The organism is Collinsella sp. AF11-11 (genome assembly GCF_003465485.1).
Lineage (GTDB): Bacteria > Actinomycetota > Coriobacteriia > Coriobacteriales > Coriobacteriaceae > Collinsella.
This window is the reverse complement of record NZ_QSAS01000009.1, coordinates 37,100-55,606: the sequence shown is the minus strand read 5'-3', so window position 1 is coordinate 55,606 and position 18,507 is coordinate 37,100. Positions and strand designations below refer to the sequence as shown.

The window sequence follows — 18,507 nt, the reverse complement described above, 5'->3', positions numbered from 1 at the left end:
CGCTTCCAGAGTTATCGAGTCTCCGTCGCGCCCGTCAGAGTAGTTCCGCTCACGCTAATGTCCAGGTCGCCCCAGCCACCGGGCGTTTTGCCGTCCGCTCGGTAAAAGTTGACGACCATCGAACCCGGCTCCATGGTGAACGTAGCCTTGCGAGCTGCAGCATCCACCGTCGCGCTATGGTTGGTCTCAAAGAACGGGTCGATCTCCACGTTCTCCCCCCACGTGAGCGTGACGTTTGCCAGTGCGCCCGTAACCGTCACGCGGTAGTTGTATGCAGCGTAATCAGCAAACTTGCCAGCCTCATCGACCAGCGCGCCCTCAACCGCAGCGGTCTTGACCTCGGCCCTCTTTGACGGCACGACTTTCGCCGCCAGACAGGCTAGCTCGGTGCCGGGGCTCTTCTCCGATACGACCGTGGCCTTAATCACAAAGTATGCTTGTCCCAACTTAGCCTCGGGGAAGGTCACGGTGTAGTCGTTCTTGGTAGGTTGATTCTCCGGAAGCGTGACGCTGCTACCGGGCTGGGGCGCATAGCTCCACGTGGCGCCATCGAGCCCGTGCCCCTCGACCGTCAAGGTGTATGTCACATTTTTGTCGTTGCAGAAGTTGCTGTTGCCCAGCAAGTAGTTGTAGATGCTAAAGGTAAAGTTGCACTGCCCGTTGTTGGGATACACCGTAACGGAGCGCTGGGCACGGGCGAGCTCGTCGGGGCTAGGCGCACTCATATAGCCCGTGAGCAAATCGCTTGCAAATAGGCTCTGCGCAGTGCCCGTTGCGGCGACGGACTTTAGAAATCCGTTGGCGGTGTAGGCGGAATAGGTAAAGTAGCCACCCGTCACGAGCGCCACGGCGCAAATAAGTGCGATTGCCGCCACAACCAGCTTGTTCTTGACTAGGCTCTTGCTTTTTGCCAGCTGCTCGCGCTCGGCATCCTGCTGTTTCTCTTGCTTCTCCATGTGCGCCCCCTCTCCTACTTGCCGCTCGTGTTGCGCGCGATCAGGTAAATCACGTCGGTCTCTTTGGCGCTCTCGTCCCACGAAAGCTTGATGATAAAGTTAAGCGTGTCATTGCCAGTCGAGTTGTCGAGTGTCTTAGCGTTGAGGTCGCCTTTGCCGAATTTCTTGTATCGGTAGAGCGGGCGCGCGTTGCGCTGGACGTTTTGATAGTCCTTGAATGTAGGGTCGCTTGCGCCCTCGCCCGGCACGGCTGCCAGACCGTCGTTCTCCTTGTTGATATATTCGAAGCTCGTCAGCAGGTTCTCTCCGGTTGCTTTCCAGCTATAAGATTTGCCGTCTGCGGTACCGCTCACGTCGGGCGTCTGGAGCGCAGACGTGTTCTCGGCTCTGTACAGCTCGATAGTGAGACCCGTAATGTTGGTCGTATTCGCAAGCTGCAGCTCAAACCCGTCGCCGCCCGTCTGCACGCAAAACGGGCGCTTGAGCGTCACCGTGCTGCCAGTCTTGGTATCGCCGTATTCGGGGTTGTAGCTCAGGTCGATCTGCTCTGTTGCCGTAGCGTTGGGGCCCAGCACCTTGAGCTCTGCCGGCTCCTTGATCTTGCCGACGGTGGAGCCGCGATTGGCATCGACGAACCATCCGAGCGTCAATCCCAGCAACACGAGAAGCGCGGCCACCAGACCCACGATGGCCAGGGATTCGCGACGGTGGTCGCTCACCCAAGCCTTGATGCGCTCGATGCGGCCAGCCGGACGCGCTTCGCCGTGCGAGCCGAACCCGTTGCCGCCGGGGTTTGCCGCTCCTTCGTTGTGTTTGATATCGCCCTGCTCGCGGGCATTAAGCTGCTCGTCCATTTATTTATCCGCCTCCTTGGCGGTGAAGCGCACGCGAATGTACTTGACGTTCTTGCCGATAATCTCGTCGGCGTTGTTGTAGTAGCTGGCGCAGGTTTCCACATCCGCAGAGGACATGCCGGCTCCGACAGGCGGAACCGCGCTAGGCGCCTGACCTGGCACGCTCGTGCTATCGGCGCGGAAATAGCGCGCGTGGTTATTGTTGATGTCGCCGACGAGGGCTGCGTATCCCGCGGCGGGGTCCGTGCTCGCAAAAAGGTTGCCACCGTAGCCGGCGTTGCCCGTGCGAACGTAGCTCTTAAACTGCTCCGACCAAATCCAGTAGAGGGTTTTGGGTACGGTTTTGGTCGTGCTATTTGAGTCCGCAGGGCAAAAGTCCGACGCCGGAATGGTAAAGCTCTGCGTGATGACGGTAACGCTGGCTCCGTCCTGGGTCACCGTGATTGTCGTGGGGACCAGCGGATTGGAGTAAAAGCCAGAGGTGTCTTTGCCCTGAAAAACCAGGATATGACCGCGCACCAAATCTTTAAGCGAGTTGATGATCTCTTCGTTTTTCGATGCATCCGCAGCGGAGCCCATGCCGACAGCACTCGTCTGGACGGAAATCTCCCAGGTCATCTCCACCGTGATATCGTGCAGGTCGTTGCAGAGCGGCTTGACGTTGAGCTGGAGCTGACCAGCCGACCCCGGAGAGAGACTGCCATCGGCACTCATGTTATTGAGGTTGAAAAGATTGTTCACGGCAAGGCTTGTACTGTCCGACGCGTAGTTGTCCTGGGCGTCGTACTTGCCCGCCGTGCCGCCCTGCGTTCCCGAGAGCACAAACCGCGGACCCTTCGCCCCGATCGTACTCCCCGTGGCACTCACTCGGTTATTCGCGGCAAACCAGGCCAGGCATGCAAAGATGGCAACGATGGCGGCCAGCACAAACAGACCGCTCACCAGGAAATCCTTCCAGAAATCCTTGAGGGTCCGCACGTGCTCGTCGGCAGCTTGGCGGTACTCGGCCGCCGTCTTGTGCTGCTGGAGCTCGCTATGTCGGTCCATGCCACTCATCGCTTGCGTTTGCCCTGCTAGTGGGCGTGCCATCCTTTCCGCTTGGTCGCGATCAATCCGTTGCTCGTAGGCATAGAATTCAGGCAGAATACAACACCATACGATAAGGTAAAAGAATAGCATTGACCTGCGGTTTGCTCCACAGCGCAAGCCTTAATGATGTCTTAAAAGTCAAATCCTTGGTGCAAGGGGGTCAGGTTACTTCGCAGCAACATGGTGCACACAAACCTAACCCCCCTTGCACCAATCCATAGCGCCGGGCGGAGAACACACGGCGTGCCGCCCCTTAACACCCCAACGCGCGCACGGGTATCACGTAGATACCGTCCTCGACCTCGCGGGCGTACTCACCCACCCCCACAATCACGGCCATAAACTCCGGTTCGCGTGTGCGTGAACGAGGATTTCCACAGACCTTCTTGCGAACGCGCTTGAGACTCTCGACGCCGGCGCTCGCTTTATCTTCACTCACCTTAATCTCAAAGGCGGCCCACCGTCCGTCGGCTAGCTGCACGATAGCATCGCACTCAAGGCCCGAATCGTCGCGATAATAGCGCACGGGCGTGCTATCCAGCAGGTCGAGCGAACGTGCGTAGACCGAAAGGTCGCGTATGACCAAATTCTCAAACACCAGACCAAATGTCTGCCAGTCGGCAAGCAGCGCCTGCAAGGACATACCTAGCAAGGCGCAAGCAAGGCTCGGATCTGCCAGATAGCGCTTGGGCTTGACGGTAAAGCGTCGTTTGTCGCGCGCGGCGGGAACCCAACCGGGGACCTCCTCGAGAATGAACATGCCTTTGAGGGCATCCAGGTACCTGCGCACCTTGGTCTCATCGGCAAACGCTGCGGGTTCCTCCTCGGCACCGAACATATCCATAAGAATCGTTTTATACGTGGTTGCCTGTCCCAGATTGCGCGCGATCGATGCAGAGACTCGACGAGCAATATCGGGGTCGAGACCAACCGCCGGGAAGCTGCTCGAAAACGTAATGTTGAGATATTCGCGGGCGATGAGCTGAGCGTCAGCCGAGACCATATCGATCGCCTCGGGCCAGCCGCCGCGGCAGGCGGCTTCGACAAGCCCCGGTGTATCGCCATTGCACCGGCAGGGCTCAAAACGATGCTCAAACAAGCCCGCCAGGCTCACCTTGCCGTTGGACTCACCTGTCTCGGCAAGCGTCATGGGGTGCATGCGGACGTGGCCGATGCGGCCGGCTCCACTATGCGCGGGTGCCTCCGCCTTTGAGCCAAACGCAGACGTGGCGGAACCCGTGAGGATATAGGCGCCGCGCGTGCCCCGGGCACGGTCGACCTCGTGTCTAACGTAGTCCCAAATCTGGGGAACGCGCTGCCACTCATCGATAATATGCGGACGGTCTCCCAGCAACATCATCGCCGGGTCGGCACGCGCGAGGTCGAGATTCTCGTCGACATACGAGACGGACGCCCCGTGCTCGAGCGCGGCCCACGTCTTGCCGCACCACTTGGTGCCTGCAATCTCGACCGCGCCAAAGACACGAAGGTAGCGCTCGATTTGCGCATCCACGATACGTGGGATGTATCCGTCCCGATGTAGCCTCTCGCCCGCCATGAGCCACCCCCGCAGATTTACAGGTCCTGCTTTCTGATTCTTCTATTCCACTGTAGCAAATTCGGATTTTCGGGTGGTTGCGATTCGGATTTTCGTGTTCATATAATTCGGATTTTCAGGTTCTAAATATTCGGATTTTCGGGTCCATAAGATTCGGATTTTCTGAACCCGCTGGTCAGCGGGCGCTCTTATTGACAAAAAGGCGGGGAGCGCCGATTACGGCACTCCCCGCCCACTCAATACGCGATAGCTTTCTTGCTTAGAGCTCGTTGGCCGCGTGATACGCCGTGCGAATGGTGCTCGCAATGTCGGCGGTGCGCTCGCCCGAGCAGTCGCCCACGCAGGTCACGGGCACCGTCACGCCGTCCAGATCAAACGCGTTGGCCTTGGAGCCCACGGCCATCACCACGTAATCGCAAGCGATCTTCACCGGCTCCTCTGCGCCGTCCTCGGTGGTGTGAACAGTCTCCACGCCCTCGTCGGTAATGGCGGTCAGGCGGGTCTTAACGTGCTGCTCCACGCCGTGCTCGGCAAAGTCGCTCATAATCAGCGGCAGAATGGTCTCGGACTCGCCTGCGGCAATCTTGTCGAGCATCTCGACAATCGCCACCTCGCAGCCGTGCTGCAGCAGGTACTCGGCAGTCTCGGTGCCCACCAGGCCGCCGCCGATAACGGCGACGCGGCCGCTGAGCTCCACCTTGCCGGCCAGCACGTCCCAGCTCGAGACGACCTTCTCCGAGTCGGCGCCCGGAACGGGGATGACCACGTCATGCGCGCCCACGGCCACAATCGCGGCGTCGGCGGCGTTGAGGTCCGCGGGGCGAGCGGCATGGTTGAGCTCAACCTTCACGCCCAGGCCGGGCAGAATCTTCTCGTAGTACTCGACCGAGCGCATAATCTCATCCTTGCGCGGAGGCGCGGCCGCCAGCACAATCTGGCCGCCCAAGTGATCGCTCGCCTCATAGACGGTCACGTCGTAGCCGCGCTTGGCCGCCACGCGTGCGGCCTCCAGGCCGGCAATACCGCCGCCCACCACGGCGATCTTCTTGTCGCCCTCGCCCGGCTTAATGGCGATGGTCGCCTCGTCGCCGTTCTCGGCATTGAGCACGCACGAGATGTGCTTGCGGTTTTGAATCGCATCGACGCAGCCCTTGTTGCAGTTGAGGCACTCGCGGATGGGCTCGCCGGTCGCGGCCTTCAGCGCAATGTCGGGGTCGCACATGAGCGAGCGGCCATAGGCGATAATGTCGGCCGCGCCGTCCTCAAGAATCTTCTCGCCGGCCTCGACCGAAACAACACGGCCGACGGTGGCCACCGGCACGGAGACCAGGGCCTTGACGCGCTCGGCCACCGGCAGCGTCCAGTTGTAGGGCATGGCACCCATGGGCGGAATGGTGTCGCCCATGTTGCCGGTGTGGTTGGCCTGCGCGACCTGGATCATGTCGATGCCCGCGCCCTCGAGCAGCTTGGCGAACTCGCAGGCCTCGTCGGGCTGCAGGCCACCCTTGCCGCGCGGCGTGCCGTCGGGGTTCTCCATGATCACGGGGAGCTTGTACTCCACCATCAGCTGCGGCGCGGCTTCCTTAATGGCGGCGACGACCTCGAGCGCATAGCGAACGCGGTTCTCGAACGAACCGCCGTACTCGTCGGTACGCTTGTTGAGGATGGCCGAACATAGCGAACCCACCAAGCGGTCGCCGTGGACCTCGATGGCGTCAATGCCGGCCTGCTGCGCGCGAGCGGCCGAGGCGGCGATGGCCTCCTTGATCTGGGTGAGCTGCTCTACGCTCGCCTCGTTCACAAAGTGCTGCATATCGTGGTGCAACTTGGCGTAGGCCTGCTTGCGGATCTCGTTGGACTCGGCCATCTTGGCGGCAAAGGTCTCCTCGTCGCCGGCGGCCTTGGCCTCCTGCGCGGCCTTGGCGGCGGCCATGGAACCCATGACCATGCGGCCGACACCGGGCACGTCGTACTCGGGGTGGAACAGCTGCAGCGCGACCTTGGCGCCGTGCTTGTGAACGGCGTCGGCCAGCGCCTTAAACGTGGGGATCTGGGCGTCGGTCGCCAGCTTGGGCGTGGGGCTTGCGGTCATAACGGGAGCAACGTCGCCGATGACGATGTAGCTCACGCCGCCACGGGCCAGACGCTCGTAAAAGGCCAGGCTGCGCTCGCCGATGGAGCCGTCGCGCTCCTCATAGCCGGTGGTAAGCGGCGGGAACATAATGCGGTTTTTGAGCTCAAGGGGACCAACCGTAATGGGCTGGAGCAGCTTGGATGCAGGTGCGGTCATGGACAATCCTCTCTTGTAGGCGCGGCGGCGATGTTGCCGCGTAGTTGTTTAGAGGATATGGCATGGGGGCACAGCGGCACAACGAAAATCGGCGAATATCAGGTGGCGGCAGGTGGATGGAGCGGACGGCCCGTCGGTTTGTCTCAATCTGTAACAGTTAGGCCCACTTTTGGCCTCCACCTGTTACAGATAGAGACATTCCCCTCGGCCCATCCTCAACAATCTCAATCCGTAACATCTAGGCCCGCTTTTGACCCCTACCCGTTACTGATTGAGATTTTGTTTGAGATTTGCCGAGGGACTATATCCACGCGTCATCGAGGCCGCTGCGACAGAGGTGCGACATTACTGCGACAGAGGTGCGACATTACTGCGACAGAGGTGCGAAATAGATCGACCACCTTACCTTATCGTGTAGAACTGTTTTGGGTCGTTATGGGATGAGCCGTGCCATTCGAGCAGCCCGTCTTCCTCAATTAACTTACCAAGCACCCGGCTTGCTGTGCGGCGATTTCTCCCGATGTGCGCTGCAAGCTCCCTTGCTGTCACCCTTCCGTTCGCAAAGGCCAACCTGACGGCGGCGAGCTCATACTCCCCCAATGAGGCGATCACCTCCGGTGATACCTTGTCCTCGAGAGCCTCGCTTCTCCTTACGGTTCTGGCAACGATATTGTTCTCAAGCGTTAGCTGAACCCTTGCCCCATCAGGTTCCGTGTAGACCGGATCATTGAGCAGAGAGTTTTGCATCTCGGTATAAATGCGCTTGACGCCCTCGTTTAGCTCCCGAACCCAACCGAATTCAACCAGCGTGCGCGCGATGCGTGGGTTGCGCGAGTAACGAGTGGTCCTCATGTTGTCGAGCGTCACGATATTGGGAAGCGCGCCTGGACTGATGATTTCCAAACGGTCATCGAACATCGAGACCCGGATGTAGTCGCCGCGGAACGAGTAGTCGCGATGTGTCACCGCGTTGACCAAGCCCTCGAACCAGGCGAACTCAGGATACTCAGGCACGGTCTGGAATTTCCCGTCGGGCCCCAGGAACTGAAATTCGCGGAGCATGCTCGAGATGAGTTCGTAGGCGTCTTGGATCACCTTAGGCAGCGGCCCACAGAAGCTTCGTTCTTTCGTGATGTTGAGACGCTCGCCCGTCTCCATTTTGACGCCGTCGTAGCGCAGGACACGGACTCGCGCCTGTGGCATCATCGCGGACGGATCCAGCGCGAATAGCAGGGCTCCAGCAACGGTCAGCTTTCCGTCACGCATAAAACGACGACTTCTAAGGACCTGCTCGTCGGAAACTTCGGTTCCAAGAATCCCTTTGTAGCGATCAGGCACTTCATGGTCCACGTCATCTAGGGAGGAATCCTCAACAAGCTCGTCCTCGAAGATTCTCTGCCCCTTATCGTACTCGAGGGCAAATACCTGTTCGCGGCTGAGCCTCACGCTCTTGTCGTCCTGCCGCAAGAAAACCTCGCCGTCGCTCACGCGAGCAACAGAGTGGTTGGTCGAGGCATCGATGTCCAAAACGAGAACGAAGTCCTCCTCGCCCGAAGAATTGACCACGGGGATTCGGTCTTTGCGGACAATAGGGGTTGGCGTGCAAGTCGTGAGCGCAGCGCGCTCGAATTTCTCAATGTCGTGCGCGCCGTTACGCTTGAAGCCCGTTACCTCACCATTATCCTCGATACCGATAACGAGCTTGCCTCCCGCCGAGTTGGCGAATGCACTAATATGCTTCGCAATCTCCTTGTCATCCTTGCGGGCGCTCTTTCGATCGAAGTACTGATTCTCCCTGAGAGTGGAAAATAGAATCACATCGTTTGTCGCGATGGGTTGCTGCATTGCCGCCTCCTTACATGGCTCCATAAAGAAGTGTAAGTCAAAGGCATCGTATAGACGGCCCCTACATAGCGGCCCCTTTATTGTTTTTAAGACGTCACTGTTTCTAGTTAAGGATCGTTAAGGGTCGTCGCAGCTCCTTCCAATTGGAATCTATCAATCGACAAGTCAATCCATCCGGCCCGTGATTATCGATAGCCCGTCCGCCTCACATAATAAAAAGAGTCAAGATTCACGCATAAAGGAGGGCAACAACAAAATCTCAATCTGTAACAGCTACTCGGCAAAATCCGTCCCTCGTGTTATAGATTTAGACAAACGGGACCCAATCCACCGGTATATCTCGATCTGTAACATCTAGCCGCCCAAATCGGGTCTAGATGTTACAGATCGAGATCTTTGATTGAGAGGTTGGGAATTGGACCGAAAACACGGTCCCGGAATAACAAAAAAGCTCGCCGGCTAGGCCGACGAGCTGCAAGTTCTTGGTCGCGGGGGCAGGATTTGAACCTACGACCTCCGGGTTATGAGCCCGGAGTAATTACTGTTAATCATAGTAAATGAATTCTAATTATAGAAAAGAAAATAGCAGGTAGCGAGTTATTTTTGCTTGTGCTTTATTTTGATTTACAAAAAGTTTCACCCGCAATTCACCCGCAGAATTTCACTTGTGGGTGAATTTCTTTCACAATTCGGGATACGATACTCCCTGCCCGTGCCTTTAAAGGCACGGGCAGGGAGTATCGTATCAACCCCGTCAGCAGGAGACGCCCTATGGCCATCGAAAAGGGTCGCAAACCCAACACCTGGCTCATCACCTTTAACCTTCCGGAAAAGGATGCCAGTGGAAAATATAAGCGTGCACCCAAGCGAACCATACACGGGCTTAAATCGGATGCCAAAAAGGAACTTGCCCGTTACCGGGTCGAATACGAAAGCGGGCAGGCAGCTGGGTCGAAAAATACAGTCGCAAGCTATTCGAGCAAGTTCCACGCCCAACATAAGTTGAACTCACCCCTCGCCTACGACCGGGAGGCCTTGGAAATCAAAAAGATCGAAAGGCTATTCCGCGGCGTAGCACTCACATCCCTGACTCCTTCGAGGATCCGCAATGCATATTCGGCAGAACGTGCAAGGCGTGCAGTATGGACGGAAGGGTGCGGAGACGAAAGGCCCCTTTCAGAAAACGGCCTCTACAAGGTCCATGTCAAACTAAGACAGGTGCTTAAACAGGCATACCGAGATGGGGAAATCCCCAGCAATCCCGCCGATATGGTCGATTTTCCAAAACCGCCTCAGGAGAACAAAAGAAATAGCCTCACCCTCTCTGAGGCCCGACGGTTCAGAAAGGCCATCCTACGCAAAATTGAGACAGAGGGGGACGCAAAATACGTCGGGATCCTCATCATCCTCGGAACGGGCTGCCGTCGCGGAGAGATGCTGGGGCTAAGCTGGGGTGATATTGATTTCGCCAGCAATACCATTACGTTTTATAACCAATACGCAAAGGACAAAGTCCTTCGTAATCCCAAAATGAGCTCAGCGGGCCGACGCGTCTGCATGGACGATACCCTGGCACGAATTCTTGCTGTCTGGAAAAACAGCCAACGCCTCAACCTGGAGCATATCAACGGCCTTCGCCTGAAGCATTCCATGGAGCCTTTGGCTCTGGACAGCCTCATGCCGGTCGTTAACGGAAAATACGGGCAGAGGATTGACCCCGACGGTTTTGACAAGTTCTTCCGCAACTTCTGCGTCGACAACGGATGGGGCGAATATACGAAGGACGTCGTCACCAAAACCTATGGTGGGAGAACCTTCACGCGGGGAAAGGGTTATCAGGGCCTAACGGTCCATGAGCTTCGGCACACCGTCGCTAGCCTTCTCGTTGCCGAGGGCCTGGACGTCAAGACCGTTCAGACCCAGCTTGGCCACAAGTCTGCCTCGACCACGCTCAACATCTACGCCCATGCCTTCGAGGAGCGTTCCCGCGAGGCCGGTAACACCATCGGCCGCCTGCTGAACGGGTAAGCATGCATTAGCATACGAGATATCCGTCGCCCTTGATCGCTTTTAGGTTATTACTCCGCTTGCTTTCTGCGAGATATGCAAGCGCACGATCGATCTCCGATATTTCAAACATACCCTCGAGGGGCTGTTTGTAAATTAAATCGCGCGCCCGAACGATATCGCCAACGTTGCAGTTGGTCTTAACCGCCTCAGCCACCAGAGAGCGAGCCTTCCGCTTCCTGTTCTTGTCGTCCTCGTCTTTGCGTACCTTGCACTCCTTCACGGGATCGAGCTTGCAGTACTTCATATTGCTAGGCTCCGGAATGAAGGCACGCCCGCAATAAGGACAGATGCGGATTGTTCCATGGGAAAGGTGGGAGGCAAACCCCGCCCACAACCTTTCCAGAGTAGAGTTATAGGTCACGGCAGCACACTTGTCGACCAACCTCGTCATCACGGCATGAGTGCCATGACAGCCGATAGTGCTATCGAGAATCCCGCGAAGCAGCGCCGTTGCGATCTCGGCCAGCCTTTCGTCTTCCATCATGAAACGCGGCGTGATATCCGTGAACGGCGCAGCTTCGAACCTCGGGTCAATAAAGTCAGCTGCCATCTGGGTTTTAAGCCTGGTGATGCCGTCCCCTGTTTTCAACTCGCAGGTAATATACGAGCCCGCCCCATTAAGCCCGATCAGACGCGAAACGCCATCGGTTTGGTCGATGACGGCACTCCCGTGAACGGCAACTTGCGCCCCCATGTCTGTGGTAGCGATATGGCCAGACTCGAGCCAGAAGGATTCCTGCGAGGCGCGTTCCAGGAGTTCAGCATATGCAGGGGTGAGCCCGTCATCGATTAAATGAGAACACGTCCACATCGAAAACTGGCTTCCGTCGGCTTTGGATGCAATCGCTTCGGAGAAATGAAGATCGTCAAGAAGAGGAACCGCATCGCGCCCATCCTTGAGGAACGCGACAAGCCTGCTCGCGAACAGAGCAAAGCCGGCAGCGGCAACCCATTCCGCGATGGGCTCCCTGACCACATCTCCATCGACATAACCGACTTGATCGCCATATAGCCCAAAGAGCGGCCCCACGCGCTTCGCGAGCCGTAGCAGGCTTCCGTCGTCGCGCAAACAGTACTGCCCGTCTTTATGGCGAATCATCCGCATGCCGTCGTCGGGCCCCGCCAAGAGATATGGCGGCCAATCGGCACTCTCGGGATACCTCTCTTTATGCTTGTTGTCGACTAGGTCCGCGAGGGCGACGAAACAATCCGCATCGTCGACAGTAAGCCTTCCCCTTTCGGCAATCTTATGCTGAGACATCCCTGTCGACTTATCCCAATCGTCCGCATCTTTAAGCGGCCTCGCCCCCTTCGCCCATATCGGCGCATCCAAATCGGTCGAACGGAAGCCGAACACAAGGCATCCGTCAGCAAGACTGCCTTCGACGCGGACATCAAAGTCACCCTTAAATTGTCCAGTCGTCCCATCTAGCTGCATAAAGATAATCCAATCACGTTGTCCGCGGAGTTACCCCCTCTTTTCGCTGAAGCAATCACGGGAAACTACAGTCAGCTCGAGCACAGCACTTATACCCACGAATAGAAGGGAGCTGCCATGGTCAATCAAGTCGCCCATCGTGACGGCCCGCTTTATTGGTCGACCGATCGCGTCATGGCGGAGCTGGGCGTCAGCCGCCCTACGGCTTACAAGTTGATGCACGCCTCCGGCGCGTGCATCAAGGCCATGCGCCATATCCGCGTGTACGCGCCCAGCTTCATCGCTTACGTCAACTCGATTAACGACAAGGAGAGCCACGATGCCTAGCCCCAACCATCCCCCCGCCGTGCCCCCGGCCTTCCGCGGCGGCATCCGTCCCCTGCTCGACTGCCTCGATGCCGTCTTCATTGGTACCGACGGCCGCGTTACCTTCGAGCCCGCTCCGCTCAGCGCCGAGCTCAACGGACTCGGTGAGGAGCTCGTGCTCCTCACCGGCGTCGCCGGCGGTGGCAAGACGGACCTGATCTTGAACATGGGCCTCTCCATGGCGCGTCACCGTCACGTGGTGATCGCCAGCTACGAGATCGCCCGCGCGGCCTGCGTCCGTCGCATCCTTCCTGCCGCGTCATGTCTCATCCCCGGTGGCACACCGCTCACCGAGGCCGACTTCGCCGACGAGAGCAAGCGTGAGGTCGTCGATGACACTGTCGCGGCCGTCCGCGCCATCTCAGACAACCTCATCATCGTTGACGATCTCACGATGGACGACGTGCGCGGCCACAGCATCGAGTGCCTCACCGAGGCAGTGCACGCCATCGCCATCCGCGATGGCATCCCGCCGGCGGTGATTGTCGACTACGCCCAGCTCGTTACCGTGTCCACACCGGCATTCTCGACGACGGATATCCTCGACCGCGTGTCCTTCGGCCTCGCACAGATGGCGCATCACGAGCGCACCCCCGTCATCGCCGTCGCCATCACCGGCAAAGACGGCAGCTTCCGTGGCACCGCCAAGCTCGAGTTCGACGCGGACATCATCCTCTCGATCATGACCGACCGCGAGGATGCCGAGAACGGCAGCCGCGATCTCCATGTCGACATCAAAAAGAACCGCAACGGCGCCGCGGGCGGCCGCGTCGACCTGACGTACTGGCCTGCGTACCACCATTTCGCCGCCACCGAATAGCAATCTGCGGGGCGCAAATGCGCCCCGCTCAACCCCAAGGAGTATCACATGAGCACCATCAAGAGCAGCAACAAGATCGTCCAGAAGGGCTACGGCCTTCCTCTTGTTTTCGATATCGCTAACCGCCGTTACACCTACCGTGCCGCCGACGACCCCCGTTTCCTCAACCTCGACTCTATCGCGACCGCAAAGAGCGCTTGGGTTCTGCGCTTCAAGAACAAAATCGATGGGCTTCCGCAGGCCTATATCGTCTTTAGCCAGACCGAACGCCCGCTTGACCCCATCGAGTATCTCGCTGACATTGACGAGCTCTACGGCATCCCCGACGATGAACTCATCAAGGTCGCGGCACGTTCCTATATCGTCGACGGCTACGGTGAGGCGCATGACACCTTCTGCGATCGTTATATGCGTCGCCTTGAAGACATGGGGCAGGAACTCGGGATCTTCGCCGCAATCCCGGCCCGCTTCCTCAAAATTATCCCAAACAACACCTTCACCTACCAGACTATCGAAAACATTGACGACTAATCCGCCACGCGCCGCCGCCTACACAGGCGGCGGCCTTTTCTTTAACGGAGAAGGAAAAATGACAACGAGAAATGTCAGCGTAAAAATCGACCACAAGCTCTACACCGCCCTCAAGACGCGGGCGGAGCTCGACAACTCCAACGTCAGCGACGAGATCCGCTCGCTCCTGCGCTCGGCGCTCGCCGCGGAGGAGCTCGACCTCTACGGCAACGAGGTCGCGGGCTTCATCCGCGGCGTCGTCGACGCGCGGATGGACGTCGCCGCGCTCGACATCGAGCGCAAGCTCGACGCCACCGAGGACCGCATCGCCGCGGTCCTCTCGCGCCCCATGGCCGCCGCCATCATGGCCGGCCTCATGTCGGCCGACGTCCTCAAGGCCTCCTACGCCTCGCTCGACGACGTCCCCGTCGCGGACATCTGGAAGAACTACCTCGCGCAGGCCGGCGAGCTCAGCCGCGCCGGCCTCGGCCGCATCGACGAGGTGAAGCTCCACGCGCGCGAGCGCGCCGATGGCTAGCCCGCCCGTCATCGTCAACCACTCCGTCGTCCGCGCGGGGGCGTCCGCGAGGGCGTCCGCCGCGGGCCTTGCGGCATACGCCGGCACCCGCCGCGGCGTCGTCATCGAGGTCAGCGAGGCCGACGGCAGGAGGCTCGGCGTGGACGGCCTGGCCGCCTACGCCGCGAACAGGACCGGCTCGACCGGCGGCCTCTGGGGCGCGGACGGCCCGGTCCCCGTGGCGGAGGCCAGGCGCGCCATCGCCCAAAACGGCGGCGCGGTGCTCACTACCGTCGTCACGGTCCCGAACGACATCGCCCCCGGGGCCGGCCTCGACCGCCTGGACGCCTGGCAGGCGCTGGTGCGCTCCGAGTGGCCGAGGCTCTTCTCCGAGATGACCGGCGTCCCCGAGAGCCGCGTGGAGTTCTACGCGGCGATGCACGTCAACGGCACGAGCCACCACGTCCACATCCTCACGGTCGACCGCGAGGGCGACTGGGACTCCCTGCTGCCCAAGGGTAGGATGGAGGCGGCGCGGCTCGAGATCTCCTCGAAGGCCATGGCGCCGCTGCTGCGGGAGGCCTACATCGAGCGCGACCTCGCGAGGGAGGCCACGCTGGACGCCGTCGCCCGCATCGACCGAAACCGTTTCGATATCGAGCTGCCCCCGGACGGAAGGATCGAGGCCGCCCACCTCAGGCGTTTCCACCCGGAGGCCTCCGCCGAGCTGAGGGAAGCCCTCGACCGGGCGGCATCCGGCTCCCCCGAGCTCGCCGGCGCGCTGGAGCGCCACAGGAAGGCGGTCGAGAGGTGCGCCGACCTCAAGTGCCTGACCGGTGAGGCGCGGGATGTCTACACCCGCAAGGCGGCCGCCGACCTCGGCCTCCGGTGCGAGAACGCGGCGCTGCGGGTCATAGTCCCGGACAGAACGCCGGCTCGCGAGGAGGTGCCGACACGGCGCGCCGCGCCCCAAACCGGCCCCGCGACGGAGAGGCGGCGGGAAGCCGGACTCGCCACCGAGGCCCGCTCCTGCATCCCGAAGGCGCGCCTCGAAAGGATCGCGCGAAAGGTCGCGCACGGCCGGGACCTCGAACCGGCAGACCTCAGAGGGTGCCCCACGGCAGATCGGGCCTTCAGGCATGCGCCGTCGCCCGGTCCGGCCCTCGGACGGGCAGCCGCGATGGCGGCACTGGTCGCCAGGGAGACCACGCGGGACGCCGGCGGGCGCGACATGGGGGACGAGGCCGGCGAGAGGGCGCTGAGACTCATCGCCGCGACCCTGAGGGTCCTCGCCTCCGGCGGCACCGGGCCGTCGAGCGTCCCCGCGCTGAAGATAGCAAACAGGATAGAGAGGACGATCACGAGATGAAACCGAAATCCTTCAACCGCGACATGAAAAAGGAACTCGCCGGCACGCTCGCGGCCCACGGCGTCGCCGCCGTCATAGCCTGCGCCGCGACCGCCAGCGCCTGGGACTACGCCAGGTGGTGGACCCTATCCCTCATCTCGGGCCTCTCCGTCCTGCTGCGGCTGCCCACGGCCGACCCGGGCCCCGAGCCCGCCTACGTCTTCCGCGGCCCCCTCGAGGCGGCCGCCGACACGGCGGCGTCGGGCCAGGCGGGCGAGCTGCTCGCGGCGCTCGCCCTCGTCGCGGCCTCCGTCCTCGCGCTCGGATTCGTTTCTTGGGGCCGCTCATGGGCGAGACTCCACGACGGAACGTTCGCCGGCGACCGCGCGCCCACGCGCACGCACGGGGACGCCTGGCTCGAGTCGAGGCCCTCCAGGGTCGCGAGGCGCTGCCCTCCTTGGGACGGGAAGGCCGCCGCGGAGGGGCTCGTGGCGGCCGGCTGCATCGGCGGCGGGATCGCGATGGTCCCCGCCGTCCACTGCCTCATAAGGGCGGGCAGCGGCGCCGGCAAAAGCAGGCGCGCGCTGGCGCCATCAATTGCGGCTGCGATCGACCGCAACGCCCACGGGGTACCGACCTCCGTCATCGTCCACGACCCCAAGTCCGAAATCCGCGCATGGACCGAGCCGCTCGCCAGGAAGGCCGGGATGGAGGTCGTCGCCATCCGGCTCGACGAGCCCGTCAAGTCGGCGAGGTTCAACCCCCTCGACCGCGCCATCGCGGCACTCGGCGCCGAGGGCGTCGCCGGCGCCGTGGCCGAGCTCCGCGAGCTGTCGGCGGCCATCGTGCCCGACGCCTTCTCCTCGGGCCAGAGGTTCTTCACGGACGCCAGCCGCAACCTGCTGACCGGCCTCTGCCTGCTCGCGATTACGGACGGGCGGATCCCCGACGGCGCGCGGAACCTCTCGACCGTGCTCGCGCTCCTGGAGCCCCGTGACGGGAAGAGCGCCGTGAAGTCGCTGGAGGAGCTCGCCGCGGACCTGCCGGCGGGAAACCCGGCGCGCCAGTTCCTCCTCGTCGCCTCGTCGAACGGCGGCGGCGGGGAGGCCCTCGTCTCCACCGCGCGCAACTACCTCATGTCCTTCTGCGACGACGACGTCAGCCGCATGCTCTGGGGCGGCGAGGTCGACCTCGCATCGGTCGGGCGCAAGCCGACCATCCTCTACATCGCCAGCGCGGCGGACCGGGGCGACCGCGGCGCGCTCGTCTCGTGCATCTTCTCGCAGGCGCTCTCGGCGCTGCGCGAGACAGCGCGCCTGTCCGGCGGCAGGCTGCCGGCGGAGACCCTGCTCGCCATCGACGAGGGGTCCGGGATCCCCAAGATCCCCCGCCTCCTCGGCGACCTCGCGGAGGTCCGGAGCATCGGGCTGCACGTCGTCTTCGTGCTCCAGAACACCCATCTGCTCGAGGCGCGATGCGGTTACTCCAGGGCGGAGTCGGACGCGCTGCTGGCGCTGCTCGGCACCCAGGTCGTCCTCTCGGTGGAGTCCGTCGGCGAGGCGGAGGAGATCAGCAAGCGTCTCGGCGACTACAGCGTCAAGACGACCGGGCAGAGCTCCACCAAGGGGACGCAGAGCTCCTCGTCCGGCAAGTCGTTCTCCGTGGCGCGCCGGCCGCTGATCACCCCGTCAGAGCTCATGGCCTGGAGCGCGCGCGAGAACGGCGCGCTCGTGATCGACGCGGAGGGCCCGATGGCACTCGCCAGCCGCGACATCACCGAGACGTTCCTGGGACCGCTGCTCGGCATGACGTCGCCGGAGGCCGAGGGCGCGCTGCTCGCGCGGGCGCTCGAGGGGGAGGTCCGGAACACCTCCCCGGCACCGGTGTGGCGCATCCCGGAGAAGCCGAAAAAGCCCAAGGGGTCGCCGTCCGGCGGCAGGAAGCGCAAGGTATCCGCCGCGCCCGACGGGTTCTGATGCGTCATACGGCCCTGCCTGCGAAAACGGCCCGCCGTCATACGGCGCGCGAGGCGCGTATGACGGCGGGCCGTGGCGGTCTTTCGGTTTATCTTTCCACGCTACCAGCGGAAACGAACTCGGCACGCCGAGTTGCGCCGCAAAATCCCGGGCGCCCGTAGTGCGCCCTTATCCTGCTCATAAGGACCGGCTATCCCTTACCTGTGACACAATCTCAAACGCACAGAACAGAATCATCAGTCCAATCATCGCATAAGAGGCAGCCGAACCTTCAAGCACTATTCCACAAAGAACAATCTCCGCGCCGCCAATAAGAACTGTTATCAGGCGCTCTGCCTTTTTGCTCTCGCCGCTCGCATAAAAAGGCGGCAAGGCGCACAAGATCACATATAGCCCGGGAAGGGAATACAGGATCGATAGTCCAAGTCCCCCATCAACCGCGGTGTTTTGCGCAAGAATCAACTGAACCCAAACGACAATTATCACTGAGCAGGTTGTCGATAAAAGAAGGCTAGAAATATAGCACGCAACAAAGTCCCGTCGCATTCGAACAGAGAAATCCGCGAACTCTCTTCGCCGCGTGGAAACAATAAGGTACACAGAAATTGCAATAGAACCAATCAGAGAAAACAGCGGAACAACCAGCAATTCAAGCTTATTACCCCATCGATCAACCACACCCCCACTCCAATGAGCGGGAATTGTATCAGGGAGGACTGACCAAGCCGCCCATAGAATCAGAAATGGAAGAATAGAGAGGATGAAGGATGATAACACTGCGGTAATTTTTTTGAGGCTCTCATCGATTCCGCATCTCCTTGCGCGCTCACATTCCACTCCGCCTTAAATCAAGTATAAATACACAGTCTT

At 60.7% G+C, this 18,507-nt stretch carries 15 protein-coding genes; 7 read left to right on the top strand and 8 right to left on the bottom strand.

Features of this window, described 5'->3' with window-relative positions; translation table 11 throughout:
• Positions 1 to 11: 11 nt before the first annotated feature.
• The 6 genes from DWV58_RS06815 to DWV58_RS06790 all read right to left on the bottom strand — a co-directional run bounded on the left by DWV58_RS06815 (position 12) and on the right by DWV58_RS06790 (position 8,592).
• A complete protein-coding gene (locus DWV58_RS06815; RefSeq protein WP_117640496.1) occupies positions 12 to 956 on the bottom strand; it encodes a hypothetical protein in 945 nt (314 codons plus the stop codon).
• A 14-nt stretch (positions 957 to 970) separates the two neighbouring features.
• Positions 971 to 1,810 (bottom strand): hypothetical protein, encoded by an 840-nt coding sequence (locus DWV58_RS06810; RefSeq protein ID WP_117776619.1) that lies wholly within the window; start codon positions 1,808 to 1,810, stop codon positions 971 to 973.
• Entirely contained in the window at positions 1,811 to 2,857 is a 1,047-nt protein-coding gene (locus tag DWV58_RS06805) for a hypothetical protein (protein ID WP_147345867.1), read from the bottom strand. It abuts the gene before it with no gap.
• Between the two features lie 295 nt (positions 2,858 to 3,152).
• Complete coding sequence (locus tag DWV58_RS06800; protein WP_117776617.1) at positions 3,153 to 4,457, bottom strand: ATP-binding protein; 1,305 nt, start codon at positions 4,455 to 4,457, stop codon at positions 3,153 to 3,155.
• Positions 4,458 to 4,716: 259 nt separating this feature from the next.
• Entirely contained in the window at positions 4,717 to 6,747 is a 2,031-nt protein-coding gene (gene bilR / locus DWV58_RS06795) for a bilirubin reductase, long form (protein WP_117776616.1), read from the bottom strand.
• A 402-nt stretch (positions 6,748 to 7,149) separates the two neighbouring features.
• Positions 7,150 to 8,592, bottom strand: coding sequence for an ATP-binding protein (locus DWV58_RS06790; RefSeq protein WP_117776615.1), 1,443 nt, complete (start codon positions 8,590 to 8,592; stop codon positions 7,150 to 7,152).
• Positions 8,593 to 9,363: 771 nt separating this feature from the next.
• Here DWV58_RS06790 and DWV58_RS06785 point away from each other — a divergent pair.
• Positions 9,364 to 10,620, top strand: coding sequence for a site-specific integrase (locus DWV58_RS06785; protein WP_117646182.1), 1,257 nt, complete (start codon positions 9,364 to 9,366; stop codon positions 10,618 to 10,620).
• 7 nt (positions 10,621 to 10,627) lie between these two features.
• Here the strand turns inward: DWV58_RS06785 and DWV58_RS06780 are convergent, their stop codons facing one another.
• The gene (locus DWV58_RS06780; RefSeq protein WP_117646181.1) at positions 10,628 to 12,100 is read right to left on the bottom strand and encodes a hypothetical protein; all 1,473 of its coding nucleotides are present in this window, start codon (positions 12,098 to 12,100) and stop codon (positions 10,628 to 10,630) included.
• Between the two features lie 117 nt (positions 12,101 to 12,217).
• Between DWV58_RS06780 and DWV58_RS06775 the strand changes: the two genes are divergently transcribed.
• The 6 genes from DWV58_RS06775 to DWV58_RS06750 are packed head-to-tail and all read left to right on the top strand — an operon-like array spanning position 12,218 to position 17,637.
• The gene (locus tag DWV58_RS06775) at positions 12,218 to 12,427 is read left to right on the top strand and encodes a hypothetical protein (RefSeq protein ID WP_117646180.1); all 210 of its coding nucleotides are present in this window, start codon (positions 12,218 to 12,220) and stop codon (positions 12,425 to 12,427) included.
• The gene (locus tag DWV58_RS06770) at positions 12,420 to 13,286 is read left to right on the top strand and encodes a DnaB-like helicase C-terminal domain-containing protein (RefSeq protein ID WP_117646179.1); all 867 of its coding nucleotides are present in this window, start codon (positions 12,420 to 12,422) and stop codon (positions 13,284 to 13,286) included. The genes DWV58_RS06775 and DWV58_RS06770 overlap by 8 nt, the downstream gene beginning before the upstream one ends.
• Before the next feature lie 48 nt (positions 13,287 to 13,334).
• Complete coding sequence (locus DWV58_RS06765) at positions 13,335 to 13,817, top strand: hypothetical protein (protein WP_117646178.1); 483 nt, start codon at positions 13,335 to 13,337, stop codon at positions 13,815 to 13,817.
• Positions 13,818 to 13,875: 58 nt separating this feature from the next.
• The gene (locus tag DWV58_RS06760; RefSeq protein WP_117776614.1) at positions 13,876 to 14,334 is read left to right on the top strand and encodes a hypothetical protein; all 459 of its coding nucleotides are present in this window, start codon (positions 13,876 to 13,878) and stop codon (positions 14,332 to 14,334) included.
• Positions 14,327 to 15,682, top strand: a complete 1,356-nt coding sequence (locus DWV58_RS06755) for a hypothetical protein (protein WP_117776613.1) — start codon at positions 14,327 to 14,329, stop codon at positions 15,680 to 15,682. The genes DWV58_RS06760 and DWV58_RS06755 overlap by 8 nt, the downstream gene beginning before the upstream one ends.
• Positions 15,679 to 17,637 carry a type IV secretory system conjugative DNA transfer family protein gene (locus tag DWV58_RS06750; RefSeq protein ID WP_117776612.1) on the top strand — a complete coding sequence of 653 codons (1,959 nt, stop codon included), beginning with the start codon at positions 15,679 to 15,681 and terminating at the stop codon, positions 17,635 to 17,637. The genes DWV58_RS06755 and DWV58_RS06750 overlap by 4 nt, the downstream gene beginning before the upstream one ends.
• 177 nt (positions 17,638 to 17,814) lie before the next feature.
• Here DWV58_RS06750 and DWV58_RS06745 read toward each other — a convergent pair whose 3' ends face one another.
• On the bottom strand, positions 17,815 to 18,414 hold the full coding sequence (locus tag DWV58_RS06745; RefSeq protein WP_255413163.1) for a DUF1648 domain-containing protein: 600 nt from the start codon (positions 18,412 to 18,414) through the stop codon (positions 17,815 to 17,817).
• Positions 18,415 to 18,507: the final 93 nt, after the last annotated feature.

Bases quoted from the DNA above. Each gene is read 5' to 3' on its own strand.
- DWV58_RS06815 (WP_117640496.1), bottom strand. From the start codon at position 956: ATGGAGAAGCAAGAGAAACAGCAGGATGCCGAGCGCGAGCAGCTGGCA.
- DWV58_RS06810 (WP_117776619.1), bottom strand. From the start codon at position 1,810: ATGGACGAGCAGCTTAATGCCCGCGAGCAGGGCGATATCAAACACAAC.
- DWV58_RS06805 (WP_147345867.1), bottom strand. From the start codon at position 2,857: ATGGACCGACATAGCGAGCTCCAGCAGCACAAGACGGCGGCCGAGTAC.
- DWV58_RS06800 (WP_117776617.1), bottom strand. From the start codon at position 4,457: ATGGCGGGCGAGAGGCTACATCGGGACGGATACATCCCACGTATCGTG.
- bilR (WP_117776616.1), bottom strand. From the start codon at position 6,747: ATGACCGCACCTGCATCCAAGCTGCTCCAGCCCATTACGGTTGGTCCC.
- DWV58_RS06790 (WP_117776615.1), bottom strand. From the start codon at position 8,592: ATGCAGCAACCCATCGCGACAAACGATGTGATTCTATTTTCCACTCTC.
- DWV58_RS06785 (WP_117646182.1), top strand. From the start codon at position 9,364: ATGGCCATCGAAAAGGGTCGCAAACCCAACACCTGGCTCATCACCTTT.
- DWV58_RS06780 (WP_117646181.1), bottom strand. From the start codon at position 12,100: ATGCAGCTAGATGGGACGACTGGACAATTTAAGGGTGACTTTGATGTC.
- DWV58_RS06775 (WP_117646180.1), top strand. From the start codon at position 12,218: ATGGTCAATCAAGTCGCCCATCGTGACGGCCCGCTTTATTGGTCGACC.
- DWV58_RS06770 (WP_117646179.1), top strand. From the start codon at position 12,420: ATGCCTAGCCCCAACCATCCCCCCGCCGTGCCCCCGGCCTTCCGCGGC.
- DWV58_RS06765 (WP_117646178.1), top strand. From the start codon at position 13,335: ATGAGCACCATCAAGAGCAGCAACAAGATCGTCCAGAAGGGCTACGGC.
- DWV58_RS06760 (WP_117776614.1), top strand. From the start codon at position 13,876: ATGACAACGAGAAATGTCAGCGTAAAAATCGACCACAAGCTCTACACC.
- DWV58_RS06755 (WP_117776613.1), top strand. From the start codon at position 14,327: ATGGCTAGCCCGCCCGTCATCGTCAACCACTCCGTCGTCCGCGCGGGG.
- DWV58_RS06750 (WP_117776612.1), top strand. From the start codon at position 15,679: ATGAAACCGAAATCCTTCAACCGCGACATGAAAAAGGAACTCGCCGGC.